A 25,278-nucleotide genomic window follows, 5' to 3' on the forward strand; every position below is an offset into this window, starting at 1 on the left:
TTCGCGCCTCCAACTCCATCCATACTCCCTGAATATGTCTGCGGTATAGAGCCTGTACCACTTCCTGCGCCAACATTCATATAGAAATCCTACTATGGGTTTTTTGGGTCTTTATTTTTCCATCGGTCAAATCACGGCAGCATCTACGTGTTACAGAGATTTGCTTCTGGCAACAACTGTGTGGCCCGTATTAGTAATGCGTTCCAGATGTTTCCAGGTCGCGATGTAACTAATTGTTTTCTTGAGTGGTTGTTTGATCAGGTCTTTGGCGATACAGGGTTTTTATGGCCTACTTGTTAGCTGTGAGAGGAATGATTGAGCTTATGCCAGTGATATCTTCAAGTGTTTCATCCTGTAATACAGCGTGCGCTTAGCGACCCCCAGTTCAATTGCTACGGTATCTACACAGTGGTGGTGGCGGTACATGGATTCTTCAATCAATGCTTTTTCAATTTGTTGGAGGCGTGTCTTCAGGTCCGTCTGAAGTGGTTGCTGTCTGCATGCGGGAGTTGAGAGCGGCGGGAGGCCCAAGACGAACCGTTTCGCCGTCGAACGTAGTTCGCGCACATTACCCAGCCAGGAGTGACAGAGCAGTTGATGCAGCAGGCTGTCAGGAGGCGATGGGGCACTGCATTTGAACTGCTCCGCTTCTTCCTGAACCATTTCCAGAAACAATGGGATGATGCGTTCGCGCCGATCTCGCAGGGCGGGGAGCTCGATGTTGACCACATTCAAACGAAAGTAGAGGTCACGCCTGAAGGCGCCTTGTTCGACCATGATTTGCAGCGACTGCTGGGCTGATGCGATGACGCGCATGTCCACTGAGATCAACCGAGTCGAGCCCAGGCGTTCCACCCCACGGCACTCCAGCACGCGCAGGAGCTTGGCTTGCAGGTTCAGGGGCATGCTGTCGATCTCATCCAGGTATAGGGTACCCAGGTGGGCTGCTTCGACGAATCCAGCCCTTGATTGTATTGCCCCGGTATAAGCCCCGCTGTTGACACCGAACAACTGGCTTTCCGCGAGGCTTTCTGGGATTGCCGCACAGTTCACGGCAACAAAATTACCGCGTCGCCCCGATAAACGATGAATCCGCTGTGCAAGAGTGTCTTTTCCGGTGCCGGTTTCTCCCAGCAACAGAATGTCAACGTTGAGCGCGGCAGTGTTGTTAAGCGTGGTTTCAATTTCCGGACCTTCGATGAGTGAAACGTCTGTTTTATTATCCTTCTGGACGTAGGTCGACATGAATTGATACTCCCTGTTCGCTATTACTTCACTGTTGCAAATACGGTGTGCAAGCGCCATTTCAGTAGAGCGTAGATTATAAAAGTTGTCACTCGGTGTAGAGAGGTTTAAGCGGAGGAGTGATGTAGGAAAATGATGGTAAGTTAAGGCTTGTTGGACGCAGGAATAAGTGCGGGGTTAATCGATCGATTGGTAAGTAGGAATATTCTGAGAGTCTGTTTTTTTTGGGGATACAAGTCTTTTTTCATAAGCGCTCGCCCACAAAAAAGCCGATGCAATGCATCGGCTTTTTCTGGTCCCGCAGTCAATACCGCGGGTTGTACTTACACGTTAAAACGGAAGTGCATTACATCGCCATCCTTGACGACGTATTCCTTGCCTTCCAGGCGCCATTTACCGGCTTCCTTGGTGCCGGCTTCACCCTTGTACTGAATGAAGTCGTTGTAGGCGATCACTTCGGCGCGGATGAAGCCCTTTTCGAAGTCGGTGTGGATCACGCCGGCAGCTTGTGGCGCGGTAGCGCCAACCTTGACGGTCCAGGCGCGAACTTCTTCGACACCGGCGGTGAAGTAGGTCTGCAGGTTGAGCATCTCGTAGCCGGCGCGGATCACACGGTTCAGGCCAGGCTCTTCAAGGCCCAGGGCCTCAAGAAACATATCTTTTTCTTCGCCGTCATCGAGCTCGGCGATTTCAGCTTCGATCTTGTTGCATACCGGAACAACAATGGCGCCTTCTTCCTCGGCAATGGCCTTGACCACGTCGAGCAGCGGGTTGTTCTCGAAGCCGTCTTCGGCGACGTTGGCGATGTACATCACAGGCTTGGTGGTCAGCAGGTGGAAGCCCTTGATCACAGCCTTCTCATCGGTGCCCATGCTCTTCATCAGGCTGCGTGCCGGCTTGCCTTCGGTGAAGTGAGCGATCAACTGCTCCAGCAGGCCTTTCTGGACCACTGCGTCCTTGTCTCCGCCTTTGGCGTTACGCGCGACTTTCTGCAGTTGCTTTTCGCAGCTGTCGAGGTCGGCGAAGATCAGTTCCAGGTCAATGATTTCGATGTCGCGCTTGGGGTCGACGCTGTTGGAGACGTGGATCACGTTCTCGTCTTCAAAGCAGCGGACCACATGGGCAATGGCATCGGTTTCACGGATGTTGGCCAGGAACTTGTTGCCCAGGCCTTCGCCTTTGGATGCGCCAGCGACCAGGCCCGCGATGTCGACGAATTCCATGGTGGTCGGCAGGATGCGCTTGGGGTTGACGATCGCTGCCAGTGCCTCCAGGCGTGGGTCCGGCATCGGCACGATGCCGCTGTTGGGTTCGATGGTGCAGAAGGGGAAGTTCTCCGCCGCAATACCGGACTTGGTCAGGGCGTTGAACAGGGTGGATTTGCCGACGTTGGGCAGGCCGACGATGCCGCAATTGAATCCCATGGTGTTTCCCCTCGGGTAAAAGTCAGGCCTTCTGGCTGTGCAGGTTTTTCATCGCGCGGTTCCATTCACCGGCGAAGATATCCGGCAGCACGCCGAGGGCAAAATCGATGCTGGCATCGAGTTTTTCCTGTTCGGCGCGTGGCGCACGACCCAGGACGAAATTTGAAACCATACTGGCAACGCCTGGGTGGCCAATGCCGAGCCGCAGACGGTAAAAGGTATTCTGATTGCCCAGCTGCGCGATGATGTCGCGCAGGCCATTGTGCCCGCCGTGTCCGCCGCCTTGCTTGAGCTTGGCAACGCCGGGTGGCAGGTCCAGTTCGTCATGGGCCACCAGGATTTCTTCGGGTTTGATCCGGAAGAAGCCCGCAAGCGCCGCGACAGCCTGGCCGCTGCGGTTCATGTAGGTGGTGGGAATCAGTAGACGAATATCCTGACCCTGGTGCGAAAAGCGCCCGGTCAGGCCGAAATATTTGCGATCGGCCACAAGGTTGATGCCTTGGGCGTGGGCGATGCGCTCAACAAAAAGGGCCCCCGCGTTATGCCGGGTCTGTTCGTATTCGGCGCCTGGATTTCCCAGGCCAACGATCAGTTTAATGGCAGTCACGACAGGGGCCCTTCCTTTGGAGTTGTGGATAACATCGCTACACCAGCGTGCGGCGAAAGTGGACGACAGGAGCTCACTTATCCAGAGATAAACTTCGCGTTGTTGCCCGCTTTCTCGCTACGTTTCGGTCCGCGATGTTCCCTCAAGCTCCTTCGTTGCAGAGTGTATTACTCGGCAGCGGTTTCGCCGGCTTCATCTTCTGCTACAACACGTGGCGCGTGGACGTTGGCAACAGCCTTGTCGTCGTTGTGAGCCAGTGCAACGAACTCAACGCCTTTAGGGGCCTTGAGGTCGGACAGGTGGATGATGGTGCCGATTTCAGCAGCCGACAGGTCGACTTCGATGAACTCAGGCAGGTCTTTCGGCAGGCAGCTTACTTCCAGCTCGGTAGTGGTGTGAGAAACAACGCCACCTTTCTTGACTGGAGCTTCTTCGCCAACAAAGTGCACAGGCACGATAGCGGTCAGTTTCTGACCAGCTACGACGCGTACGAAGTCAGCGTGCAGTACGTGGCCCTTGGAAGGGTGGCGCTGCAGGGCCTTGATGATAACGTTCTGCTTTTTGCCGCCAACGTTCAGTTCGATAACGTGGCTGTAGGCAGCGTCGTTTTCGAGCAGTTTGGCAACTTCTTTGGCCAGCATGCTGATGGATTCAGGGGCTTTGTCGCCACCGTAAACTACAGCTGGAACCAGGCTTGCGAGACGACGCAGGCGGCGGCTCGCACCTTTCCCCAGGTCGGAACGCACTTCAGCATTCAGAGTAAAATCGTTCATGTTGTATCTCCAAAATAACCACATTCGCCCCAGCGTTTGCGACCAGCGCTAAAGGCGATATGGGCAAAAAAGCCCCGCCCCAACAGTATGTTGGGGCGGGGCGCTTTTCGTCAGTGAGGTGCTCCGAAGGTTTGACCCTTAACGGAACATCGCGCTGATCGATTCTTCATTGCTGATGCGGCGAACCGCTTCGGCAACTACCGGTGCGATATCCAGTTGACGGATACGCGAACAGGCTTGAGCAGCAGCGGACAACGGGATGGTGTTAGTCACCACCAGTTCGTCCAGCATGGAGTTCTCGATGTTCTCGATCGCTCGGCCCGACAGCACAGGGTGTGTGCAGTAGGCGAAGACTTTTGCAGCACCGTGCTCTTTCAGGGCTTTCGCCGCGTGGCACAGGGTGCCGGCGGTGTCGACCATGTCATCAACCAGAATACAGGTACGCCCTTCGACATCACCGATGATATGCATCACTTCAGAGTGATTGGCTTTTTCACGGCGTTTATCGATGATCCCGAGGTCCACGCCCAGGGATTTGGCAACGGCCCGTGCACGCACGACGCCACCAATGTCCGGGGACACGATCATCAGGTTTTCAAAGCGCTGGTCTTCGATGTCATCCACCAGAACGGGGGAGCCGTAGATGTTATCTACCGGAATATCGAAGAAACCCTGGATTTGGTCAGCGTGCAGGTCAACCGTGAGAACACGGTCGATGCCTACCACGGTCAGCATGTCAGCAACGACTTTCGCGCTGATAGCCACACGTGCGGAACGCGGACGGCGATCCTGACGGGCATAACCAAAGTAAGGGATTACAGCTGTGATTCGAGTCGCTGAGGAGCGGCGGAAGGCATCAGCCATCACGACGAGTTCCATCAGGTTATCGTTGGTCGGAGCGCAGGTCGGCTGAATAATGAAGACGTCTTTACCGCGGACATTTTCATTGATCTCGGCTGTAATTTCGCCGTCGGAAAACTTACCGACAGAAATGTCACCGAGAGGGATATGCAGCTGACGTACGACACGTCGAGCCAGATCGGGGTTGGCATTCCCCGTAAAGACCATCATCTTGGACACGCGCAGTACCTAGAGGCTGAGGGTAACCTGGATGAGTATTAGAAAATGGCAGGGGCGGCTGGATTCGAACCAACGCATGGCAGGATCAAAACCTGCTGCCTTACCGCTTGGCGACGCCCCTGTATCTGTTGCAACGAGTGCCTAACACTCGATTCCTTTTAGAGCAGACTTTGCAGCTTGCGATGCAACATCGAAACGTTGCTTCCCTTTGCTACAAACCCTGTAAGGGTCTCTGTAAGAAGGGCCGAGACTTTATCAGCTTCAGCTTTGCTTGGGAAGCCCCCAAACACACAACTTCCAGTTCCGGTTAATTTTGCTTCGGTAAATTTACCTAACAAATTCAAAGCGTTACGTACCTCTGGATAACGCCTTGCTACAACCGGTAAGCAGTCATTTCGACTGTTTCCCTTGGGAACGGGGCGCACTTTAATGGGAGAAGAGTTACGTGTCAACAACGGATCTGAAAAAATTTCTGCTGTACTTACAGATACTTGCGGCACAAGCACGACATACCAAGGTTCTTCGGGCTCTACAGGGGTAAGTTTCTCCCCTACGCCCTCAGCAAACGCGGCGTGGCCGCGCACGAAAACCGGGACGTCCGCGCCCAGCGTCAGGCCCAGCACAGCCAGGCGATCGTGGTCCCAGCCCAGTTGCCACAAGTGGTTCAGCCCCAGCAACGTCGTTGCAGCATTCGAGCTCCCGCCCCCGATACCTCCGCCCATGGGCAGGATTTTGTCGATCCAGATATCTATCCCGAGCGGGCAGCCGGATTGTTGCTGAAGTTTTTTCGCCGCCTTCACGATCAGATTGCTGTCGTGGGGCACGCCTTCGAATTCGGTGTGCAGCTGGATCACGCCATCGTCGCGTACGGCGAAGGTCAGCTCATCGCCATAGTCGAGGAACTGAAAGAGGGTCTGCAGCTCGTGATAGCCATCTTCACGGCGACCAAGAATATGCAGCATCAGATTGAGTTTCGCAGGCGAGGGCAGGGTCAGGCGTTCTGTCACGTTATTGCCCCAACTTGCGCGGTTGCCAGTCCTTGATCACCAACGTGACATCAAGGTCGGTGTCGTGCAGCTTGATGCGCTCGGGCAGCCAATAACCGTTCTGTTGCACGTAGCTCAGGTACTCCACCTGCCAGCCGTCCTGCTCCAGGGAGGCAAGGCGACTGTCGCCATTGAGGCTCAGGCGACTTTTGCTCTCGGGCGCCGGAAGACCGCGCACCCACCAGACCAAATGCGAGACAGGCAGCTTCCAGCCGATCTGCTGCTCCAGCAGTTCCTCCGGGGAGGTCGCTTCATAGCGGCCCTGGTTGGCCACTTCCAGGCTCACCTGCCCCGGCCGGCCCGTCAGGCGAGCCGCCCCCCGGCCCAGCGGGCCCGAGAGGCGAATGTCGTAATAATCCTGGCGTTGCAGCCAGAACAGGGTGCCGCTGCCGGAATCTTTCGGCGCGCGAACCCCGACCTTGCCCTCGATCTGCCAGCCGTCGATGCTGCTGAGCTGATCCTTGTGTTGTTGCCATTGCGCCGGGTTGCCCTGGCCTTCAACGGATTCACGGGTGCCTACGCCCGCGCAACCGGCGAGCAGGGCGATAAAACTGAAAACGATAATGTGGCGCAAGAACATAAGCTTAAAGGGTCTCGGATCCGGTCAGGCGCTTGATGGTGCCGCGCAGGATTGGGCTTTCGGGTTGTTCCTTGAGGAATTTTTCCCAGATTTGTCGTGCTTCGCGTTGCTTGCCCTTGGCCCAGAGCACTTCGCCCAGGTGCGCGGCAACTTCTTGATCGGGAAACCGCTCCAGTGCCTGGCGCAGCAAGCGCTCGGCCTCGTCGAGGTTGCCCAGGCGGTAATTCACCCAACCCAGGCTGTCGAGTACAGCCGGGTCTTCAGGGTTGAGCGCATGGGCCTGTTCGATCAGTACCTTGGCTTCGGCGTAACGCGTGGTGCGGTCGGACAAGGTATAACCCAAGGCGTTGAGTGCCATGGCGTTATCCGGGTCGCGCTTGATGATCAGGCGCAGGTCCTTTTCCAGTTGGGCCAGGTCATCGCGTTTTTCTGCCTGCATGGCGCGGGTGTACAGCAGGTTCAAATCGTCGGGATATTGCAACAAAGCTTGTTGCAGCAGCTTCCAGGCGCGTTCGCCCTGCTTGTTGGCCGATAAGGTCTCGGCCTGGATCAAGTACAGCTGGATGGCGTAGTCCGGTTCGGCATCGCGGGCCGCCGCCAGGCGTTTTTCCGCTTCGTCGGTACGGCCATTGCTCATCAGGATGTCGGCCTGGCGCAACTGGGCGGGCAGGTAGTCATTGCCGGGGCCGACCTGGGCGTACTCGAGCAGGGCGGCCTGCGGGTCGTTGCGTTCTTCAGCGATGCGGCCCAGGTTCAGGTGCGCCGAGTCGACATGGCTGTCACGTTCAATCAACTGTTCCAGGTAGCCCTTGGCCTCATCCCAGGCTTTGGCTTCCAGGCACACCAGGGCCAGCGAATAGCGCAGTTCGTCGTCGTCGGGGTATTGCTGGACCAGGTTGGCGAACTGCACTTTGGCGTCTTCCATGCGGTCCTGCTCAACCAGCATTCGCGCATAAGTCAGGCGCAGGCGCTTGTCGTCCGGGTATTTCTTGATGCTTTTTTCCAGCAGAGGAATCGCTTCCTTGCCGCGGTTGAGGTTCTGCAGCAGGCGTGCTCGCAGCAGGATCGGCGCGATCTCGCCGTCTTCCGGCGGGTTCTGCTCAAGCAATTTGAGTGCGGCGTCGGCTTCGTCATCCTGTTGCAACAGCAAGGCTTTGCCGAAAATCAACTGGCTGTTCTTCGGGTGCTTTTGCAGCAGGCGGTCGAAGCTCTTCATCAGGCCATTGCGGGTGTCCTGATCGGTGTCGGCGGCCGACAGTGCCAGGAAGTCGAAATGCGTGTCGCCCTTGCCCTGCAGGACTTTCTCCATATAGACCATAGAGTCGTCATAGCGGCCCGCGCGCGCCAGTTGCACGGCGGCGGCGCGCTGGGCTTCCAGATCATCGGGGGCATTTTTTGCCCAGATCAGCGACGTATCCAGCGCAGCCTGGTCGGCGCCCAGGTATTCGGCGATGCGAAACGCCCGCTCGGAAATGCCCGGATCCTGGGTGTTGATGGCCTGGGTCACGTAATTATCCAGCGCAATATCGAAACGATTACGCTGGCCGGCCAGTTCCGCGGTCAGCAGGCTGTAGATCGTTTCTTCACTGAACGAGGAATAAACCTTGGGCTTTTCAGGGGCGGGGGAGGTGTCTTCTACCGGCGGCGTAGCCTCCGGCGACACGGGTGCCATGGCCTGGCAGCCGCTGAGAAAGACAAAAGCAAGGAGCAACGCGGAAGATCTATTCATATAGGAAGAGGACGACTAACCTGCGGTCGGATCATCATGACACAAGCCTTCGGCCAAACATAACCGAGTCTCAGTGGAGGCCTTTATAGGCATAACGCATTAGGACAATAGACGACGGTGGTTGTTCTGGATCTTTCGAAGTAGGACAATTGTCGGCTTCCCGACATCATCAGCGATATTGAATGGCCTTCCTCGCACTCGGTATTAACCACAAGACTGCCTCCGTAGACGTGCGCGAGCGCGTGGCGTTTACGCCAGAGCAGTTGGTTGAGGCCTTGCAGCAGCTCTGCCGGCTCACCGACAGCCGCGAAGCTGCGATCCTTTCGACCTGCAATCGCAGCGAGCTCTATATAGAGCAGGAACATCTTTCAGCGGATGTGGTACTGCGCTGGCTGGCCGATTATCACCATTTGAGCCTCGATGACCTGCGCGCCAGTGCCTATGTGCATGAAGAGGATGCGGCAGTTCGTCACATGATGCGTGTGGCGGCCGGTCTCGACTCGCTGGTGTTGGGCGAACCGCAAATTCTTGGCCAGATGAAGTCTGCCTATGCCGTAGCGCGTGAGGCCGGCACGGTCGGCCCGCTGCTGGGGCGCCTGTTCCAGGCCACCTTCAATTCGGCCAAGCAGGTGCGTACCGACACGGCTATCGGCGAAAACCCGGTGTCGGTGGCCTTTGCCGCTGTCAGCCTGGCCAAGCAGATTTTCAGCGACTTGCAGCGCAGCCAGGCGCTGCTGATAGGTGCCGGTGAAACCATTACCCTGGTAGCCCGGCACCTGCACGATTTAGGCGTGAAGCGCATCGTTGTCGCCAACCGCACGCTCGAACGGGCGAGTATCCTCGCCGAACAGTTCGGTGCCCATGCCGTGCTGTTGTCAGACATTCCGGCTGAACTGGTACGCAGTGATATCGTTATCAGCTCCACCGCCAGTCAGTTGCCGATCCTCGGCAAAGGTGCGGTCGAGAGCGCGTTGAAACTGCGCAAGCACAAGCCGATCTTCATGGTGGATATCGCCGTTCCCCGGGATATCGAACCCGAAGTCGGCGAGTTGGACGACGTTTACCTCTATAGCGTCGACGATCTGCATGAAGTGGTCGCCGAGAACCTCAAGAGCCGCCAGGGTGCCGCCCAGGCCGCTGAGGAGATGGTCAGCACCGGTGCTGAAGATTTCATGGTGCGCCTGCGTGAATTGGCGGCGGTGGATGTGCTCAAGGCGTATCGTCAGCAGGGCGAACGCCTGCGTGATGAAGAGTTGCTCAAGGCCCAGCGTCTGCTCGCCAACGGCAGCAGCGCCGAAGAGGTGCTGATGCAATTGGCCCGTGGCCTGACCAACAAACTGCTCCATGCACCCAGCGTTCAGTTGAAAAAGCTTACCGCCGAAGGCCGCCTCGATGCGCTGGCCATGGCTCAGGAACTCTTTGCCCTCGGTGAGGGCGCGTCAGACAGCTCTTCGGATAAAAAACCGCAATGAAAGCTTCACTGCTCAATAAACTGGACGTGCTCCAGGACCGTTTCGAAGAACTGACCGCCTTGCTCGGCGACGGCGAGGTCATTTCTGATCAGGCCAAGTTTCGCGCTTATTCCAAGGAGTACGCCGAAGTTGAGCCGATTGTAGCCACCTACAAACATCTCACCAAAGTGCAGGCTGACCTCGAAGGCGCTCAGGCGCTGCTCAAGGACAATGACCCGGACATGCGTGAAATGGCCGTGGAAGAAGTCCGCGAGGCCAAGGAAAAACTCGCCGAACTGGAAGGCGACCTGCAACGCATGTTGCTGCCCAAGGACCCTAATGACGGCCGTAACGTGTTCTTGGAGATCCGCGCCGGTACCGGTGGCGACGAGGCGGCGATTTTCTCCGGCGACCTGTTCCGCATGTATTCGCGCTACGCCGAACGACGCGGCTGGCGGGTCGAGATCCTGTCCGAGAACGAAGGTGAACACGGTGGCTATAAAGAAGTCATTGCTCGGGTCGAAGGTGACAACGTCTACGGCAAGCTGAAGTTCGAATCCGGCGCCCACCGTGTGCAGCGTGTCCCTGCGACTGAGTCCCAGGGCCGTATCCATACCTCGGCGTGCACCGTGGCGGTGTTGCCTGAGCCGGACGAGCAGGAAGCCATCGAGATCAACCCCGCGGACTTGCGTGTCGACACCTACCGCTCGTCGGGCGCCGGTGGCCAGCACGTCAACAAGACCGACTCGGCGATTCGGATTACCCACTTGCCGTCGGGCATCGTGGTGGAATGCCAGGAAGAACGTTCCCAGCACAAGAACCGGGCGCGGGCCATGTCCTGGCTGTCGGCCAAATTGAACGACCAGCAAACCAGCGCCGCCGCCAACGCGATTGCCAGCGAGCGTAAGCTGCTGGTGGGCTCGGGCGATCGCTCCGAGCGCATCCGAACCTACAACTTTGCCCAGGGCCGGGTAACCGACCATCGGGTCAATCTCACCCTTTATTCCCTGGACGAGATTCTCGCTGGCGGCGTGGATGCGGTGATCGAGCCGTTGCTCGCCGAATATCAGGCGGATCAACTGGCCGCGATAGGTGAATAAATGACCATCATAGCCAGCCTGCTGCGAGCGGCCGACCTGCCCGATTCGCCCACCGCGCGCCTGGATGTGGAACTGCTGCTGGCCGCCGCCCTGGGCAAGTCCCGCAGCTACCTGCACACCTGGCCGGAAAAGATCGTCAGCAGCGAAGACGCCCTGACCTTTGCCGACTACCTGCAGCGCCGCCGCAGCGGCGAGCCGGTGGCCTATATCCTCGGCCAGCAAGGCTTCTGGAAGCTGGATCTGGAAGTCGCGCCGCACACGCTGATTCCGCGTCCGGAAACCGAATTGCTGGTGGAAGCCGCTCTGGAACTGCTGCCTGCTACCCTGGCCAAAGTCCTGGACCTGGGCACCGGCAGTGGCGCCATTGCCTTGGCGTTGGCCAGCGAACGCCCGGCCTGGCAAGTCACCGCCGTTGATCGCGTGCTCGAAGCGGTGGCCCTGGCCGAGCGCAACCGCCAGCGCCTGCACCTCAATAACGCCACGGTGCTGAACAGCCATTGGTTCAGCGCCCTGCAAGGCGATCGCTTCGACTTGATCATCAGCAATCCGCCCTACATTGCCGACAACGATCCGCACCTGGTGGCGGGGGACGTGCGGTTTGAGCCGGCGAGCGCCCTGGTGGCCGGGCCTGATGGCCTGGACGATTTGCGCCTGATCATCGATCAATCACCGGCCCATCTGAATGCCGGTGGCTGGCTGTTGCTTGAGCACGGCTACGACCAGGCCTTGGCTGTGCGTGACTTGTTGCTGAGCCAAGGCTTTGAAGGCGTACACAGTCGTATCGATCTTGGCGGTCACGAACGCATCACCCTGGGGCACCGACCGTGCTGACCGATCAGGAGCTGTTGCGTTATAGCCGGCAGATTCTGTTGCAGCATGTCGACATCGAAGGGCAGTTGCGCCTGAAACAGAGCCGCGCGTTGATCGTCGGCCTCGGTGGCCTGGGCGCTCCGGTTGCGCTCTACCTCGCCGCTGCCGGTGTAGGTGAGCTGCACCTGGCGGATTTTGACACGGTCGATTTGACCAACCTGCAACGTCAGATCATCCATGACACCCACAGCGTAGGGCAGACCAAGGTTGATTCGGCCATGCGTCGCCTGAACGCGCTCAACCCTGAAATCACCCTGACCGCCCATCGCGTGGCGCTGGATGCTGACTCGCTGGTCTCTGCAATCGGCGCGGTGGATGTGGTGCTCGATTGCAGCGACAACTTCTCTACCCGCGAAGCGGTGAATGCGGCCTGCGTCGTCGCGGGCAAGCCATTGATCAGTGGCGCGGCCATTCGCCTTGAGGGGCAATTGTCGGTGTTCGACCCGCGTCGCGCCGACAGCCCGTGCTATCACTGTTTATACGGGCACGGCAGCGACACCGAACTGACCTGCAGCGAAGCCGGTGTGGTCGGGCCGTTGGTGGGGCTGGTCGGTAGCCTGCAAGCGCTGGAAGCCTTGAAGCTGCTGGCAGGTTTCGGTGAGCCGCTGGTGGGGCGCCTGTTGCTGATCGACGCCTTGACCACGCGTTTTCGCGAATTGCGCGTCAAGCGCGACCCGGGTTGCAGCGTGTGTGGAACCCGGCATGGTTAAGGGCGCGCCCATCGGTGTGTTCGACTCCGGCGTCGGCGGCCTGACGGTGCTGGAAGAAATCCAGCAGTTATTGCCCCATGAATCGCTGCTGTATGTGGCCGACTGCGGGCATATCCCCTATGGTGAGAAAACGCCCACTTTCATCCTTGAGCGTTCTCGAACCGTCGCCGAGTTTTTCCGCGAGCGCGGTGCCAAGGCATTTGTTATCGCGTGTAACACCGCAACGGTCGCCGCCGTTGCCGATTTGCGTCAGGACTACCCTGATTGGCCGCTGGTCGGCATGGAGCCTGCGGTCAAGCCCGCTGCTGCCGCTACCCGCTGCGGCGTGGTGGGTGTGCTGGCCACCACCGGCACGCTGCAAAGCGCCAAATTCGCGGCCTTGCTCGACCGCTTCGCCACTGATGTACGAGTGGTGACCCAACCCTGTCCGGGCCTGGTGGAGCTGATTGAAGCCGGCGACCTGAACAGCCCGGCTTTGCACATACTGTTGCAGGGCTATATCGAGCCACTGCTCAGCGCCGGTTGCGACACCATCATCCTGGGTTGCACCCACTATCCCTTCCTCAAGCCGCTCCTGGCGCAGATGCTGCCCCCCAGCATTATCCTGATCGACACCGGCGCCGCCGTGGCGCGCCAGCTCAAGCGTTTGCTGGATGAGCGCGACCTGCTGGCAGCTGGCAATCCCGACACTGCACAGTTCTGGACCAGCGGCGATCTGACCAACCTAAGAAATATCCTACCGACACTTTGGAAACATCCCGGAGTTGTGCGAAGCTTTGGCTCGTGAAAATTTCGTGAAATGGTGCTGATAAAAGCTGAACTTCCGGCTCTACGTCAGCTTCTATAGCCAGTTAGCCTGTTTAAAACTATATAACTTCGTTCGGAAGGATGTTTCTTATGAAGCGCTTGTTCTGTTTGGCTGCGATTGCGGCCGCTGTGTTGGGACACTCTGTTTCAGCCCAGGCCGCCGGCCTGGAGTTCGGGTTGGGGAGTACCAGTGATTCGACGTTGACCTATCGACTGGGCCTGACTTCGGATTGGGATAAAAGCTGGATGCAAAGCGATGTTGGCCGTCTGACCGGCTACTGGAGCGGCGCCTACACGTATTGGGAAGGTGATGACCGGGCAGGTGCCAGCAGCCTGTCGTTCTCGCCGGTGTTTGTGTATGAGTTTGCCGGCCAGTCGGTCAAGCCCTACATCGAAGCCGGTATCGGCGTGGCGGTGTTCTCCCGTACCCGGCTGGAAGACAACAACATCGGCCAAGCCTTTCAGTTCGAAGACCGCCTGGGTTTCGGCCTGCGGTTTAACGGTGGGCATGAAGTGGGCATTCGCGCCACGCACTATTCCAACGCCGGCATCAGCAGCAATAACGATGGGGTAGAGAGCTACTCGTTGCACTACACCATGCCGTTGTAATTCAACAACAACGAAGCCCCCCTGTGGGAGCGGGCTTGCTCGCGAAAGCGGTGTATCAGCTAGCACATGCATAGACTGACCCACCGCCTTCGCGAGCAAGCCCGCTTCCACATTTAGATCTTTGCTCATTGCAGGATCAGCGGTAGACCGTCGCGATGCCTTCCCGCTCTTCAAGACACTCCGGCGCACCCATCTCAAACTCCCGGCAAATCAGCGGTCGAAGCGCGTAAATCGTGCACATCATCGTGTCCCGGTCCAGCGCGGCGCACCAGCCGTCGTCCAGGCGCAGCATCACTTCGCCGCCCCACTCATCGGTATCGATAAAGCGCTGCGGCACGCCGGTGTCGGTGATCAGCATGACTTCCAGCTGACAGCAGCAGGCCGCGCACGTCGAGCAGGTGACGGCCGGTTCAGTGATTTGGATATGGGGGATGTTGGTCATAGCCGCGCAGTGTAAGGCAAGTGCGTTAAACGTGTATGAATGCTCGGACAAGCGTCAGTGTTCGAGCTTGCGCGCGAGCCCGTGCAGCAAAGGGAACAGCATGGCCCATAGCAGCGTCAGACCGATCAGAGTCGCTGCCGTGCCGTAGCCAAAACCCACACCGGCCAATTGGCTGCCGGCGTAATAAGACAAAGGTCCACCCACTGCGCCCAACAGGCCGGCCAGCCACCAGGGCCGTGCACTCCAGGCCAGGCAATGGCGCAGGGTCGTGGCCAGCAGCGCCCACAGTACGATCAACCAGAATGGAATCAACGGCCCGGGCTCGCTGAAGTGGAAAACGCCCAGGGTGCGCAACAGCGTGTCCAGCAGTGTGCCCGCCAGTGTCACGTTGAGCACGAGCAGGCCGTCATCCGCCGGCGAACTTATCCACAGCAGATGCACGCCCAGTGCCGCCAAACCCACCAGCAGCCATGGGCTGTCGCCGCCGAGTACGCAGGCAAACCAGCCGCATTGGAACAGCGCGGCATTGGCCAGGGTTTTAAGCACTGAAGCGCCCAAGCAATGGCGGGTTGATCGCCGCGGGTTTGGCCAGCAGCAGTTGTGCGGTACCAATGGTGCGTTCCATAAACCCGCCTTCGCAATAGCACAGGTAGAACTCCCACAAACGCAGGAAATATTCGTCGTAGCCCAATTCCATGAGACGGCCATGGGCGCGGCGGAAGTTTTCATGCCACAGGCGCAGGGTACGGGCGTAGTGCAGGCCGAATTCCTCCATGTGCAGCAGGTTCATGTCGGTGTCGCGGCTGACGATGTGCAGCATGTTCTGTACACAGGGCAGGGCGCCACCGGGGAAAATGTAGCGCTGGATGAAGTCGACGCTGCGCTTGGCCTGCTCAAAGCGCTGTTCGCGAATGGTGATGGCTTGCAGCAGCATCAGGCCGTTGGGCTTGAGCAAGTGCGCACATTGTTTGAAATAGGTCGGCAGGAACCGATGGCCCACCGCTTCGATCATCTCGATCGACACCAGCTTGTCATACTCGCCGGTGAGGTCGCGGTAATCGCTGAGCAGCAAGGTCACTTGATCTTGCAGGCCCTGCGTCTGGATGCGTTTTTCGGTGTAGGCGAATTGCTCCTTGGACAGGGTCGTGGTGGTGACCTTGCAGCCGTAATGCTGCGCCGCATACAACGCCATGCTGCCCCAGCCGGTGCCGATTTCCAGCAGATGGTCGCTGGGCTTGAGCGCCAGTTTCTGGCAGATGCGCTCCAGCTTGTTCAGTTGCGCTTGTTCCAGGCTGTCATCGGGTGTCAAAAACTGCCCCGCCGAGTACATCATGGTCGGGTCGAGAAACTCTTCGAACAGGTCGTTGCCCAGGTCGTAATGGGCGGCGATGTTTTTCTGCGAGCCCTTGCGTGTGTTGCGGTTGAGCCAGTGCAGGCCTTGGGTGAACGGGCGGGCCATGCGTGCCAGGCCACCTTCCATGGCGTCGAGTACTTCCAGGTTGCTGACCATCACCCGGACCACGGCGGTGAGGTCGGGACTGGTCCAGTAACCATGGATAAATGCCTCGCCGGCGCCGATCGAACCATTGGCGGCCACCAGGCCCCATACCGCGGAGTCGAGAATCTGAATTTCGCCTAACAGGTGCGCTTCCCGTGCGCCGAACACTTGTCGCTCGCCGTCTTCGATCACCACCAACTGGCCGTGACGCAGTTGGCTGAGCTGGCGCAGCACCGCCTTGCGCAACAGCGCAGCGGTCATGCCATTGACGTTCAGGCGGTTAGCCTTGACCGATAAACTAGGGTGTTTCATGGCGGCGATCCTTGGTGTACCCGACGGCGGTGCGAGAGGCGCCATCGGCGGCCCGGTGGGAAAAAATCGGTGTGCGCTTGAGCAGCAGGCGCAAGGCTTGCCAGTAGATTGCCAGGCAGGTCTTGGCGGTCATCCAGGGGAAACGCCACAAATATTGATGCAGGCTTGCGCGGCTGAGTGAGTGTTTTTCCAGGCTCAAGGTGGCGTCGAAAACCTTTTGCGTGCCCTGCCAGTCGGCCATGTGCACGCCGAGCCGGGCAGATGGAGGGCTGAAACTCATGCGATATTCCAGGTCGCGCGGTAAGAAGGGCGACACATGGAACCCCTTGGCCACGGCGAAGTGCTGATGCTCATCGGCGTCGAGGGGCTGGGCCGGCAGCACGTAGTGATAGCGCTCGCGCCATGGCGTGTTGGTCACTTCACACAGAATCGCGGCCAACTGCCCGTCGGCCTCGAAGCAGTAGAAGAAACTCACCGGGTTAAACGCCAGGCCCCAACTGCGGGCCTGGGTCAGCAGGCAGATAGCGCCCTGGGGTGTTCGCCCCAGAGCTTTGCCGACTTCGTGGCGCACGGCATCGCTCAAACTCATGCCGTGGCGCGTGAGTTCACGCAGGTAATCCTGCTGGCGAAAGCCGAAAGGCGCCAGGCGACCAGTGCCGGCCAGGGGTGAAAGCCCGAGTACTGCATCCTGTTCGCTGAGGTCCAGATACAGCAGGCCGATGCGGTAGCGAAAGGCGTGGGCCCTGGGCGTAAACCGGCGATGGGCGATCCAGCCGCTGTACAGGGCGCTGTTCACAGGCTTTCCCCGAACGCCTGGGCCACGCGCAGGGCACTGACCACGCCGTCCTCGTGGAAGCCGTTGGCCCAGTACGCGCCGCAGTAGAAGGTGTTGCGGGTGCCGTGCAATTCTTCCCAGCGTGCTTGAGCGGCCACGGCGGCCAGGCTGTACTGCGGATGGGCGTAGGTGTAGCGCGCGAGGATCTTCAACGGGTTGATCACTTGCGTCTGGTTGAGGCTGACACAAAACGTGGTGTCGCTGTCGATGCCCTGCAGGATGTTCATGTCGTAGGTGACGGCGGCCTGATTCTGCGAGTGGCCGGTCAACCGGTAATTCCAACTGGCCCAGGCCAGCTCGCGGTCAGGCAGCAAGCGCGTGTCGGTGTGCAGCACTACGTCGTTGTCGGCGTAGGGTAGGGCGCCGAGGATCTCTTGTTCGGCCTGGCTCGGGTCATCAAGCAATTCCAGGGCCTGATCACTGTGGCAGGCCAATACCACCCGGTCGAAGGTTTCGCTGCCGTACGGGCTGTGGATAACCACGCCATTGTCGATGCGTTGCACTTTATGCACAGGGCAACCGAGGCGCACACGCTCGCGAAAACTGCGGGTCAGCGGTTCGATGTAGCTGCTTGAACCGCCTTCGATCACGCACCATTGCGGCCGGTTGTTGACCGACAACAAGCCGTGGTTCTTGAAGAAGCGCACGAAGAATTGCAGTGGGAAACCGAGCATGTCCGAAAGGGACATTGACCATATCGCAGCCCCCATTGGCACGATGTAGTGGCGGATAAACCTTTGGCCGTAACCGCCGGCTGCGAGGTAGTCACCGAGGGTCATCTCGGCACTGATACGCTGCTCTTGCAGGTCCAAAGGCGCTTGGCGGTTGAAGCGCAGGATATCGCGCAACATGCCCCAGAACCCGGGCGACAGAATATTGCGGCGTTGGGCAAACAAGCTGTTGAGGTTGTTGCCGTTGTACTCGAACCCGCTGCTTTGGTCACACACCGAAAAGCTCATTTCGGTGGGTTTGAACGTCACGCCGATCTGGCCCAGCAACTGGATGAAGTTGGGGTAGGTCCAGTCGTTGAACACAATAAAGCCGGTGTCCACGGCATAGCGTTCGCCCTCTACGGTAACGTGGACTGTGTGCGTGTGCCCGCCGATGCGGTCGCCCGCTTCGAACACCGTGATGTCGTGGCGGCGGCTGAGCAGGTAGGCGCTGGTCAGCCCGGCGATACCGCTGCCGACAATGGCGATCTTCACGGAATGTCCTTTTTCGGTGGCGGGCTGCGCAACATGCGCTTGCCGATGATCAATTGCGCGCGGTTAGGCAGCTTCGACAGCGGCCACAGGGTGGCAATGAACATGGCCGGGAAGGCAATTTCCAGCGGGCGTTTCTCCAGTTTCGCAAAGATGTGCCGCGCCGCCTTGTCGGCGGACCAGCTCAGGGGCATCGGGAAGTCATTGCGTTCGGTCAGCGGTGTGTCAACAAAGCCTGGGCTGATCACGGTGACGTCGATGTTTTCCGGTGACAGGCTGATGCGCAGGGACTCGAACAGGTAACGCAGGCCGGCCTTGGATGCGCCATAGGCTTCGGCGCGTGGCATCGGCAGGTAAGTCACCGCGCTGGCCACGCCCACCAGATGCGGGGTACGCCCCGCGCGCAACAGCGGCAGCGCGGCCTCGATGCAATAACTGCTGGCCAACAGATTGGTACGCACCACATGTTCGATGATCGAAGCGTCAAATTGCCGGGCGTCGACATATTCACAGGTGCCGGCATTGAGGATCACCGTGTCCAACTCACCCCAGACCTGGGCGATGTGTTCACCGATCTCGCGCACGGTCTGGCTGTCGGTCAGGTCGCCGGCCACCACCAGCACTTGCCCTGGATAACGATGGGCGAGTGCTTCCAGCGGGCCTTTGGTGCGGGAACTGAGGGCCACATGGGCGCCACTGTTGAGCAGCTCTACGGCCAATGCGGCGCCGATGCCACTGCTGGCGCCGGTCAGCCAATAACGGCGGGGCGATGCAAGGCTCATCCCATTCTCCTTTTCAGCCAACTGATGACGCGGCCGAGAATCGGCACATGTTCATAAAGCAGTGCGCCCGCATCGAAGTAATCGCGATGCCGGTAGACCTTGTCGCGCCACATCAAGTGGGAACACCCCTCTACCCGGATCATCTTGCCTGCGGCCAGGCGCGGATGACGAAAACTCATGATCCAGCGCAGGTAGCCTTCGCCTTCGGCCGTCTGGTCGATACCCTGAAACTCGAAATCCAGTTGGCTGACGTTGCTGTATAGCTGAGCGAAATAACGCTGCAGTTCGGGCAGCCCATGGACTTCATGCAGCGGGTCGGCAAATACAATGTCATCACTGTACAAACTGCCAAGCAGGTGCAGGTTGTGCTTGTCCAGCGTAGTGAAGGCTTCGGCGAAGCGGCGCAGGAAGTCACTCATGATCGGCCATCTCCTGACGTGAAGGCAGGCGGCGAAAGGCAGCCAATGCGCGTTCCCGAGAGGCTTTGAGGTCGACGATGGCGCAGGGGTAATCCGCCACGCCAAACAAACCGCCAGCCGCTGCCGGGTTATGCACTTCTTTTTTATTCAGCGTGGCCAGTTCCGGCAGCCAGCGCTTGATGAAAATGCCGTCGCCGTCGAATTTTTCCGATTGGCTCAACGGGCTGAAAATCCGGAAGTACGGTGCCGAGTCGGTACCGGTCGATGAGCTCCACTGCCAACCGCCATTATTGGCCGCCAGGTCACCGTCGATCAGGTGGCGCATAAAAAAGCGCTCGCCTTCGCGCCAGTCGATCAGCAGGTTCTTGGTCAGGAACATCGCCACCACCATGCGCAGGCGGTTGTGCATCCAGCCGGTCTCCAGCAATTGGCGCATGGCCGCGTCGATGATCGGCAAACCCGTGCGCGCCTGTTGCCAGGCCGCGAGGTCTTCGGGGGCATTGCGCCAGGCCAGCGCTTCGGTTTCCGGGCGAAAGGCGCGGTGGCGGGACACCCGTGGGTAGCCGACCAGAATGTGTTTATAGAACTCGCGCCATAGCAGCTCGTTGATCCAGGTGATGGCGCCCATGTCGCCGCTCTCGAACTCGCCCTGATTGGTTTGCAGCGCAGCGTGCAAGCACTGGCGCGGCGAAACCACACCGGCGGCGAGGTAGGCCGAAAGCTGGCTGGTACCGGGTTTGGCTGGGAAGTCGCGCTCGTCCTTGTAATAGCTGATCTGCTCGTCGGTGAAGGCGTCGAGGCGGCGGCGCGCCTCGTCTTCACCGGCTGGCCACAGGGCGCGCAAGGTTTCGCTGGGCGACTCGAAACCGTCGACCGTGGTCGGCACCGGATCGCTTCTCACGTCGAGCCTGGCCTGAGCTTTCGGCGTTGCCACCTGGCGCGGCAGGGCGCTGTGCAGGCGGTTGTAGCAAACCTTGCGAAACTGGCTGAACACTTGGAAATAGGTGCCGGTCTTGGTCAGTACGCTACCGGGTTGGAAAAACAGTTGGTCCAGGTAGCTGTGAAACGTGATTCCCTGCGTTTGCAGCGTCTCTGCCACGCCAGCATCACGCTGGCTCTCGTGGATGCCGTATTCCTCGTTGACATGCACAGACTCCACCGACAGTTCCCGGCACAGTTCGCTCAGTGCAGCGGGCGCCTGGTCCCAGGTCGCGGCGTAGCGGATCAATAAAGGGATGTTCAGTTCGCCCAGCGCCTGGCTCAAGTGCTGCAGGTTGCGCAGCCAGAAATCGATTTTGCACGGCGCGTCATCGTGGGCCAGCCACTGCTGGGGAGTGATCAGGTAAATGGCCGCGACGGGGCCACGCTGGCACGCAGCAGCAAGGGCCGTGTTGTCGTGCAGGCGCAAGTCGGTGCGCAGCCAGATCAGATGCATTTAGACGATTCCACGCTGGATCAATAATTGGTGGGCCGACAACGGGTCTTGCGCCATGAACAACTCAGGGATGTCGCGGGTGAGTACGGACAACTCGGCGTTGTGAATGCGCACCGTCGGGCCGGCAATCACTATTGGGCAACTGACGTCGCCCAATAGTTTTGTCAGTGTCGACAAATGGAGGGTCTTGCTCGAATACAACAGCACGGCGCGTGGTTGCAGGTGTTCCACCGCCAGGGCCAGTTCGCCGGCAGGCAGCGGCCAATCGAATACTTCCACCGGGCAGTCGGCGCTGCTCGCCAGCCAGGCGCTCAGCCACAGGTGCGGTTCCAGCGGTAAGTCGGAATGGTTGACCAGCAGCAGCGGCGCGCCGTGGAGTTGGCGATTGTTGTGATAAATCCGCGCGCCGAACTTGCTGCGCAGCCACGACAGGAAAAACGCCCGCTCCATCTGCGCGCCGAACTGGCCCTGCCACCGTTGTTCCAGCTCCTTGAGCAGCGGCAGCATCAATTGCTCGCACAAGGTGCGTGGCGGGTAGAGCGCCATGGCCTGGTTGAAGGCGTCATCGACCCGGCGTTCGGCCAGTTCGCTGATGGCATCCACCAAATGCTGGCGCAGGGCGTGCCACTCGTTTTCCATGGGCGCGGGGCTAGCCTGGGCTGAGTCGATCAAGCCTTTGACCTGACTGACCGGCACGCCTCGATTGAGCCAGGTGAGGATGGCGTGGATGCGTTGTACATGTTCGGCACTGAACAGCCGGTGCCCCTTGGGCGTGCGCTGGGGCACGATGAGGCCGTAGCGGCGCTCCCAGGCGCGCAGGGTCACGGCGTTGACGCCGGTCTGGCGCGCCACTTCGCGGATTGGCAACCAGCCGTTTTCAATGGCCAGGGCAATGTCTTCGCCGGGTTCGTCAAACAGGGCAGCTTTCATGGGTTATATCGCATTACGCAGGCTGAGGTTTTCCGGGTGCGGTTGCAGGTAGGCCTGCTGCGCGATGTAACGGTCCGGATGTTGGCGAAAGTGATGCTTGAGCAGGGTGAGTGGCACTACCAGCGGCACGATGCCTTGACGGTACTGGCCGATCACGGTTTGCATTTCCTGTTTGTCATCGGCGCTGATGACCTGCTTGAGGTAGCCGCTGATGTGTTGCAGCACATTGCTGTGTGTGCCGCGGGTGGCGCACTTCTTCAGGCCCGTCATCAGCTCGCTGAAGTAGCCGTGGGCCAGAGCCTGGAGATCGACGTCCTTGCCCATGCTGCCGAGCAAATGGCCCAGGCTTTTGTAATGCGCCGGGCTGTGGGCCATCAGCAGGTACTTGTAGCGCGAGTGAAACGTCAGCAAGCCGTGGCGGGTGAGCCCCTCGGCCAGCAGTTGTTGCCAGCTGGCATACACGAATACGCGGGTCAGGAAGTTTTCCCGCAACACAGGGTCGTTCAGCCGGCCGTCTTCTTCTACCGGCAGGTTAGGGTGGCGCGCACAAAACGCCTGGGCGTAAATGCCGCGGCCGCCACCGTCAACGGGCGTGCCGTTGGCGCGGTACACCTTGACCCGCTCCAGGCCGCACGATGGCGACTTCTGCATGAAGATATAACCGCACAGGTCTGTGTGTGCCTGGGCCATTTGCTGGCCGTAGTCGTGCAGTGGCTGCGTGACGTTGAGTTCACGGTTTACCGTGCCAACGGCTTGCGGCTGCGCAGGGTCGCCTACCAGCCGGATTGGCTCGCGGGGGATGCCCATGCCGATGGCAACTTCCGGGCACAACGGCACGAAGTCGAAGTAGTCGCTGAGTGTCTGGGTGCACAGCAGCGACTGTTTATGCCCACCGTTAAAGCGCACGTTCTCGCCAAGGAGGCAGGCGCTGATGGCGATCTTCGGTTTTGTACTACTCGACATACCCAAAACCTCTGCAATAATCCTGTACAACCTATAAAGTTTGTACAACTACGTCTCATCATAGATTCGATGTTGTACAAGTCAAATGGTTTGTATAGGTTTTTTGCAGCGTTACTTCCAGCCGATTTTCCAGCACTCGGCGTTTTGCAGGGTCTGCCATGGCAGGCGTTCGGCACGGTGGGTCAGCACCGCTTGCAGCTCGATTTCCAGCACCGTGCCTTCGTCATCACGAAACAACTCGGTGACCAAAAAGTGTTTTTCCTTGTTGCGTGGCTGTGCTGCCGTCCATTTCGACAGCAGCAGCTTGCTGGGGTTGAGGCGGTTCATTGCAGGTGTGCGATCAAGCGTCGTGCCGCTTCCTGGCCACTGAGCCAGGCGCCTTCCACCCGGCCCGAAAGGCACCAGTCGCCGCAGACGAACAGGCCCAGGTCGGCATCGGCCAGTACGCCGAACTCATGGCTGCCCGACGGGCGAGCGTAGAGCCAGCGGTGTGCCAGGCTGAATGACGGCGCGGGCATGGCGCTGTGCAGCAGTTCGGCGAAGGCGCCGTGCAAGTGCTCGATTACCGCTTCCTTGGGCAGGTCCAGGTGCGCCTTGCTCCAGGCGCTGGTGGCGTGCAGCACCCAGGTGTCGAGGGTGGTGTCGCGCCCGGGTTTGCTGCGGTTGCGCGCCAGCCAGTCAAGGGGGCTGTCTTGCACGAAGCAGCCCTCCATCGGTGTATCCAGGGGCTTGTCGAAGGCCAGCGCAATGGCCCAGGTCGGGTCCATTTTCACCCCGGCGGCGGCACTTGCCAGCTTGGGGGCAGCGGCCAGCAGGGCAGTGGCCTGAGGGGCCGGTGTGGCGATGATCACATGGCTGAAGGGGCCGTGACTCTCACCGTCGGCGTCGAGCAGGTTCCAGTGCTGTGTGCCCTGGAACACCTCGGTGATGCGGCAACCGAACTCCACCGGCAGGTCATCGAGCAGTGCGCGGGTGATCGCGCTCATGCGCGGTGTACCGACCCAGCGGATCTGTTCATCGGGGGAAGGCGTCAGTTGGCCGGACTTGAAGTTGTACAGCTGGGGCTTCCACTGTTCGGCCCAGCCATTGCTTTGCCAGCGCTGCACTTCGTTGACGAAGCGCCGGTCGCGGGCGGTGAAGTATTGCGCGCCCATGTCCAGCGCGCCGGCATCGCTGCGCTTGCTGGACATGCGGCCACCGCTGCCGCGGCTTTTATCGAAGAGTTGTACGGTGTGGCCCGCGTCTTTTAACGCTCGGGCGGCGGAGAGACCGGCTATGCCGGTGCCGATGATCGCGATGGGGACAGTCATGGGAGGCCTCGTTTTACCGTTGGGTACAGACTACGCCGACACCAATAGCTGTACAATATTGTTTTTTGGTATAAGTTTTGGCGTGCCTGATTGTGTGGCGTGACCTATGGTTAAGCTCAGGCTTGAACGCGCGTCACGCTCGATTATCAAATTGATCCCTGCTTATAAAATAGACCAGTGAGCGGCGGCGAACGTTACATGAGGAGAGTCCCATGCATATTTTGCTGACCGGCGGTACCGGCCTGATTGGCCGTCAACTTTGCCAACACTGGCTCGCCCAGGGTCATCGCCTGACGGTGTGGAGCCGGCAACCGGAAACGGTCGCCAGGGTCTGCGGCGCACAGGTGCTTGGGGTGGCTCGCCTGCAAGAGGTGATTGGCGCGGTGGACGCGGTGGTCAACCTTGCGGGTGCACCCATCGCTGACCGGCCCTGGACCCACAAGCGCAAGGCATTGCTGTGGAGCAGCCGCATCAACCTCACCGAAACCCTGCTGGCCTGGATCGACAGCCTGGAGCAGAAACCGGCGGTACTGATCTCCGGCTCCGCAGTGGGCTGGTATGGCGACGGCGGCGAGCGCGAATTGACCGAAGCCAGCGGGCCGGTGCTGGACGATTTCCCCAGCCAGTTGTGTATTGCCTGGGAAGAAACCGCCCAACGTGCCGAAGCCCTGGGCGTTCGCGTGGTGCTGGTGCGCACCGGCCTGGTGCTGTCGGCGCAGGGCGGCTTTTTGTCGCGCCTGTTGCTGCCCTTCAAACTGGCGCTGGGCGGGCCGATCGGTAACGGTCGGCAGTGGATGCCATGGGTGCATATCAAGGATCAAATCGCCCTGATTGATTTTCTTCTGCACAAGACTGACGCCAGCGGTCCTTATAATGCCTGCGCGCCACACCCGGTGCGTAATCGCGAGTTTGCCAAGACCCTCGGCCAGGTGTTGCACCGCCCGGCGTTCATGCCGATGCCGGCGTTTGCACTGAAGGTTGGCCTGGGCGAATTGTCTGGTTTGTTGCTGGGCGGGCAGAAGGCCTTGCCTGAACGGCTGCTGGCGGCGGGTTTCACTTTCCAGTTCACTGAGTTGCGTGCGGCTCTGGACGACCTGTCCAGCCGCCTCTAAAGATAGG

The 25,278-nt window shown here is 59.5% G+C and carries 27 protein-coding genes and 1 tRNA gene; 7 read left to right on the forward strand and 21 right to left on the reverse strand.

Going from position 1 to position 25,278, the window contains the following annotated elements:
- Positions 1-321: 321 nt before the first annotated feature.
- The 9 genes from LJX92_RS03590 to LJX92_RS03630 form a co-directional block, all read right to left on the reverse strand.
- Positions 322-1,245, reverse strand: a complete 924-nt coding sequence (locus tag LJX92_RS03590; RefSeq protein ID WP_032878007.1) for a sigma 54-interacting transcriptional regulator — start codon at positions 1,243-1,245, stop codon at positions 322-324.
- Positions 1,246-1,568: 323 nt separating this feature from the next.
- Positions 1,569-2,669 carry a redox-regulated ATPase YchF gene (gene ychF, locus LJX92_RS03595; protein ID WP_005784608.1) on the reverse strand — a complete coding sequence of 367 codons (1,101 nt, stop codon included), beginning with the start codon at positions 2,667-2,669 and terminating at the stop codon, positions 1,569-1,571.
- 22 nt (positions 2,670-2,691) lie between these two features.
- A complete protein-coding gene (pth, locus tag LJX92_RS03600; RefSeq protein WP_005784610.1) occupies positions 2,692-3,276 on the reverse strand; it encodes an aminoacyl-tRNA hydrolase in 585 nt (194 codons plus the stop codon).
- A 167-nt stretch (positions 3,277-3,443) separates the two neighbouring features.
- The gene (locus tag LJX92_RS03605; RefSeq protein WP_005784612.1) at positions 3,444-4,049 is read right to left on the reverse strand and encodes a 50S ribosomal protein L25/general stress protein Ctc; all 606 of its coding nucleotides are present in this window, start codon (positions 4,047-4,049) and stop codon (positions 3,444-3,446) included.
- Positions 4,050-4,187: 138 nt separating this feature from the next.
- Positions 4,188-5,129 (reverse strand): ribose-phosphate pyrophosphokinase, encoded by a 942-nt coding sequence (locus LJX92_RS03610; protein WP_003208392.1) that lies wholly within the window; start codon positions 5,127-5,129, stop codon positions 4,188-4,190.
- A gap of 46 nt (positions 5,130-5,175) precedes the next feature.
- Positions 5,176-5,250, reverse strand: a tRNA-Gln gene (locus tag LJX92_RS03615).
- A 37-nt stretch (positions 5,251-5,287) separates the two neighbouring features.
- The gene (gene ispE, locus LJX92_RS03620; protein WP_032878006.1) at positions 5,288-6,136 is read right to left on the reverse strand and encodes a 4-(cytidine 5'-diphospho)-2-C-methyl-D-erythritol kinase; all 849 of its coding nucleotides are present in this window, start codon (positions 6,134-6,136) and stop codon (positions 5,288-5,290) included.
- A 1-nt stretch (position 6,137) separates the two neighbouring features.
- Positions 6,138-6,755, reverse strand: a complete 618-nt coding sequence (gene lolB, locus LJX92_RS03625) for a lipoprotein insertase outer membrane protein LolB (RefSeq protein ID WP_228309321.1) — start codon at positions 6,753-6,755, stop codon at positions 6,138-6,140.
- Between the two features lie 4 nt (positions 6,756-6,759).
- Entirely contained in the window at positions 6,760-8,484 is a 1,725-nt protein-coding gene (locus LJX92_RS03630) for a tetratricopeptide repeat protein (protein ID WP_032878004.1), read from the reverse strand.
- Between the two features lie 182 nt (positions 8,485-8,666).
- Here LJX92_RS03630 and hemA point away from each other — a divergent pair, with 182 nt between their 5' ends.
- From hemA to LJX92_RS03660, 6 genes are all read left to right on the forward strand, one after another.
- On the forward strand, positions 8,667-9,956 hold the full coding sequence (gene hemA / locus LJX92_RS03635) for a glutamyl-tRNA reductase (RefSeq protein WP_032878003.1): 1,290 nt from the start codon (positions 8,667-8,669) through the stop codon (positions 9,954-9,956).
- Complete coding sequence (gene prfA / locus LJX92_RS03640; protein WP_032878002.1) at positions 9,953-11,035, forward strand: peptide chain release factor 1; 1,083 nt, start codon at positions 9,953-9,955, stop codon at positions 11,033-11,035. The genes hemA and prfA overlap by 4 nt, the downstream gene beginning before the upstream one ends.
- Positions 11,036-11,866 carry a peptide chain release factor N(5)-glutamine methyltransferase gene (gene prmC / locus LJX92_RS03645; RefSeq protein ID WP_228309322.1) on the forward strand — a complete coding sequence of 277 codons (831 nt, stop codon included), beginning with the start codon at positions 11,036-11,038 and terminating at the stop codon, positions 11,864-11,866.
- A complete protein-coding gene (locus tag LJX92_RS03650) occupies positions 11,860-12,615 on the forward strand; it encodes a molybdopterin-synthase adenylyltransferase MoeB (RefSeq protein WP_032878000.1) in 756 nt (251 codons plus the stop codon). Before prmC ends, LJX92_RS03650 begins: the two co-directional genes overlap by 7 nt.
- The gene (murI, locus tag LJX92_RS03655; protein ID WP_228309323.1) at positions 12,608-13,402 is read left to right on the forward strand and encodes a glutamate racemase; all 795 of its coding nucleotides are present in this window, start codon (positions 12,608-12,610) and stop codon (positions 13,400-13,402) included. Before LJX92_RS03650 ends, murI begins: the two co-directional genes overlap by 8 nt.
- Before the next feature lie 110 nt (positions 13,403-13,512).
- A complete protein-coding gene (locus LJX92_RS03660; RefSeq protein ID WP_148853433.1) occupies positions 13,513-14,031 on the forward strand; it encodes an acyloxyacyl hydrolase in 519 nt (172 codons plus the stop codon).
- Positions 14,032-14,167: 136 nt separating this feature from the next.
- Here the strand turns inward: LJX92_RS03660 and LJX92_RS03665 are convergent, their stop codons facing one another.
- From LJX92_RS03665 to LJX92_RS03720, 12 genes are all read right to left on the reverse strand, one after another.
- On the reverse strand, positions 14,168-14,473 hold the full coding sequence (locus LJX92_RS03665; protein WP_032803249.1) for a YkgJ family cysteine cluster protein: 306 nt from the start codon (positions 14,471-14,473) through the stop codon (positions 14,168-14,170).
- A 54-nt stretch (positions 14,474-14,527) separates the two neighbouring features.
- On the reverse strand, positions 14,528-15,019 hold the full coding sequence (locus tag LJX92_RS03670; RefSeq protein WP_228309324.1) for a DUF2878 domain-containing protein: 492 nt from the start codon (positions 15,017-15,019) through the stop codon (positions 14,528-14,530).
- Complete coding sequence (locus LJX92_RS03675) at positions 15,012-16,283, reverse strand: SAM-dependent methyltransferase (RefSeq protein WP_032877997.1); 1,272 nt, start codon at positions 16,281-16,283, stop codon at positions 15,012-15,014. The genes LJX92_RS03670 and LJX92_RS03675 overlap by 8 nt, the downstream gene beginning before the upstream one ends.
- A complete protein-coding gene (locus LJX92_RS03680; protein WP_032877996.1) occupies positions 16,270-17,079 on the reverse strand; it encodes a DUF1365 domain-containing protein in 810 nt (269 codons plus the stop codon). The genes LJX92_RS03675 and LJX92_RS03680 overlap by 14 nt, the downstream gene beginning before the upstream one ends.
- Positions 17,076-18,323: an NAD(P)/FAD-dependent oxidoreductase gene (locus LJX92_RS03685; protein ID WP_228309325.1), complete on the reverse strand. Its 1,248-nt coding sequence runs from the start codon at positions 18,321-18,323 to the stop codon at positions 17,076-17,078. The genes LJX92_RS03680 and LJX92_RS03685 overlap by 4 nt, the downstream gene beginning before the upstream one ends.
- Positions 18,320-19,102 carry an SDR family NAD(P)-dependent oxidoreductase gene (locus tag LJX92_RS03690; protein WP_032877994.1) on the reverse strand — a complete coding sequence of 261 codons (783 nt, stop codon included), beginning with the start codon at positions 19,100-19,102 and terminating at the stop codon, positions 18,320-18,322. The genes LJX92_RS03685 and LJX92_RS03690 overlap by 4 nt, the downstream gene beginning before the upstream one ends.
- Positions 19,099-19,521 (reverse strand): nuclear transport factor 2 family protein, encoded by a 423-nt coding sequence (locus tag LJX92_RS03695; protein WP_032877993.1) that lies wholly within the window; start codon positions 19,519-19,521, stop codon positions 19,099-19,101. Before LJX92_RS03695 ends, LJX92_RS03690 begins: the two co-directional genes overlap by 4 nt.
- Positions 19,514-20,956 (reverse strand): deoxyribodipyrimidine photo-lyase, encoded by a 1,443-nt coding sequence (gene phrB, locus LJX92_RS03700; protein ID WP_228309326.1) that lies wholly within the window; start codon positions 20,954-20,956, stop codon positions 19,514-19,516. The genes LJX92_RS03695 and phrB overlap by 8 nt, the downstream gene beginning before the upstream one ends.
- Positions 20,957-21,886: a MerR family transcriptional regulator gene (locus tag LJX92_RS03705; protein ID WP_228309327.1), complete on the reverse strand. Its 930-nt coding sequence runs from the start codon at positions 21,884-21,886 to the stop codon at positions 20,957-20,959. It lies immediately after the preceding gene.
- Between the two features lie 3 nt (positions 21,887-21,889).
- Positions 21,890-22,849 carry a YbgA family protein gene (locus LJX92_RS03710; protein ID WP_228309328.1) on the reverse strand — a complete coding sequence of 320 codons (960 nt, stop codon included), beginning with the start codon at positions 22,847-22,849 and terminating at the stop codon, positions 21,890-21,892.
- A gap of 111 nt (positions 22,850-22,960) precedes the next feature.
- Positions 22,961-23,176 (reverse strand): TIGR02450 family Trp-rich protein, encoded by a 216-nt coding sequence (locus tag LJX92_RS03715; RefSeq protein ID WP_005784634.1) that lies wholly within the window; start codon positions 23,174-23,176, stop codon positions 22,961-22,963.
- Positions 23,173-24,159, reverse strand: coding sequence for an NAD(P)/FAD-dependent oxidoreductase (locus LJX92_RS03720; RefSeq protein WP_032877989.1), 987 nt, complete (start codon positions 24,157-24,159; stop codon positions 23,173-23,175). The genes LJX92_RS03715 and LJX92_RS03720 overlap by 4 nt, the downstream gene beginning before the upstream one ends.
- Positions 24,160-24,371: 212 nt before the next feature.
- Between LJX92_RS03720 and LJX92_RS03725 the strand changes: the two genes are divergently transcribed.
- A complete protein-coding gene (locus LJX92_RS03725) occupies positions 24,372-25,271 on the forward strand; it encodes a TIGR01777 family oxidoreductase (RefSeq protein ID WP_032877988.1) in 900 nt (299 codons plus the stop codon).
- The last annotated feature ends 7 nt before the right edge of the window (positions 25,272-25,278 follow it).

This window comes from Pseudomonas sp. HN8-3 (assembly GCF_020790195.1).
Classification (GTDB): Bacteria; Pseudomonadota; Gammaproteobacteria; order Pseudomonadales; family Pseudomonadaceae; genus Aquipseudomonas; species Aquipseudomonas synxantha_A.

Coding starts and splice junctions, on each gene's coding strand:
- LJX92_RS03630 (WP_032878004.1), bottom strand. CDS start 8,484: ATGAATAGATCTTCCGCGTTGCTCCTTGCTTTTGTCTTTCTCAGCGGC.
- LJX92_RS03675 (WP_032877997.1), bottom strand. CDS start 16,283: ATGAAACACCCTAGTTTATCGGTCAAGGCTAACCGCCTGAACGTCAAT.
- LJX92_RS03705 (WP_228309327.1), bottom strand. CDS start 21,886: ATGAAAGCTGCCCTGTTTGACGAACCCGGCGAAGACATTGCCCTGGCC.
- LJX92_RS03725 (WP_032877988.1), top strand. CDS start 24,372: ATGCATATTTTGCTGACCGGCGGTACCGGCCTGATTGGCCGTCAACTT.
- LJX92_RS03715 (WP_005784634.1), bottom strand. CDS start 23,176: ATGAACCGCCTCAACCCCAGCAAGCTGCTGCTGTCGAAATGGACGGCA.
- prmC (WP_228309322.1), top strand. CDS start 11,036: ATGACCATCATAGCCAGCCTGCTGCGAGCGGCCGACCTGCCCGATTCG.
- LJX92_RS03720 (WP_032877989.1), bottom strand. CDS start 24,159: ATGACTGTCCCCATCGCGATCATCGGCACCGGCATAGCCGGTCTCTCC.
- LJX92_RS03660 (WP_148853433.1), top strand. CDS start 13,513: ATGAAGCGCTTGTTCTGTTTGGCTGCGATTGCGGCCGCTGTGTTGGGA.
- LJX92_RS03695 (WP_032877993.1), bottom strand. CDS start 19,521: ATGAGTGACTTCCTGCGCCGCTTCGCCGAAGCCTTCACTACGCTGGAC.
- murI (WP_228309323.1), top strand. CDS start 12,608: ATGGTTAAGGGCGCGCCCATCGGTGTGTTCGACTCCGGCGTCGGCGGC.
- LJX92_RS03665 (WP_032803249.1), bottom strand. CDS start 14,473: ATGACCAACATCCCCCATATCCAAATCACTGAACCGGCCGTCACCTGC.
- LJX92_RS03605 (WP_005784612.1), bottom strand. CDS start 4,049: ATGAACGATTTTACTCTGAATGCTGAAGTGCGTTCCGACCTGGGGAAA.
- ychF (WP_005784608.1), bottom strand. CDS start 2,669: ATGGGATTCAATTGCGGCATCGTCGGCCTGCCCAACGTCGGCAAATCC.
- prfA (WP_032878002.1), top strand. CDS start 9,953: ATGAAAGCTTCACTGCTCAATAAACTGGACGTGCTCCAGGACCGTTTC.
- LJX92_RS03690 (WP_032877994.1), bottom strand. CDS start 19,102: ATGAGCCTTGCATCGCCCCGCCGTTATTGGCTGACCGGCGCCAGCAGT.
- LJX92_RS03710 (WP_228309328.1), bottom strand. CDS start 22,849: ATGTCGAGTAGTACAAAACCGAAGATCGCCATCAGCGCCTGCCTCCTT.
- hemA (WP_032878003.1), top strand. CDS start 8,667: ATGGCCTTCCTCGCACTCGGTATTAACCACAAGACTGCCTCCGTAGAC.
- lolB (WP_228309321.1), bottom strand. CDS start 6,755: ATGTTCTTGCGCCACATTATCGTTTTCAGTTTTATCGCCCTGCTCGCC.
- LJX92_RS03590 (WP_032878007.1), bottom strand. CDS start 1,245: ATGTCGACCTACGTCCAGAAGGATAATAAAACAGACGTTTCACTCATC.
- phrB (WP_228309326.1), bottom strand. CDS start 20,956: ATGCATCTGATCTGGCTGCGCACCGACTTGCGCCTGCACGACAACACG.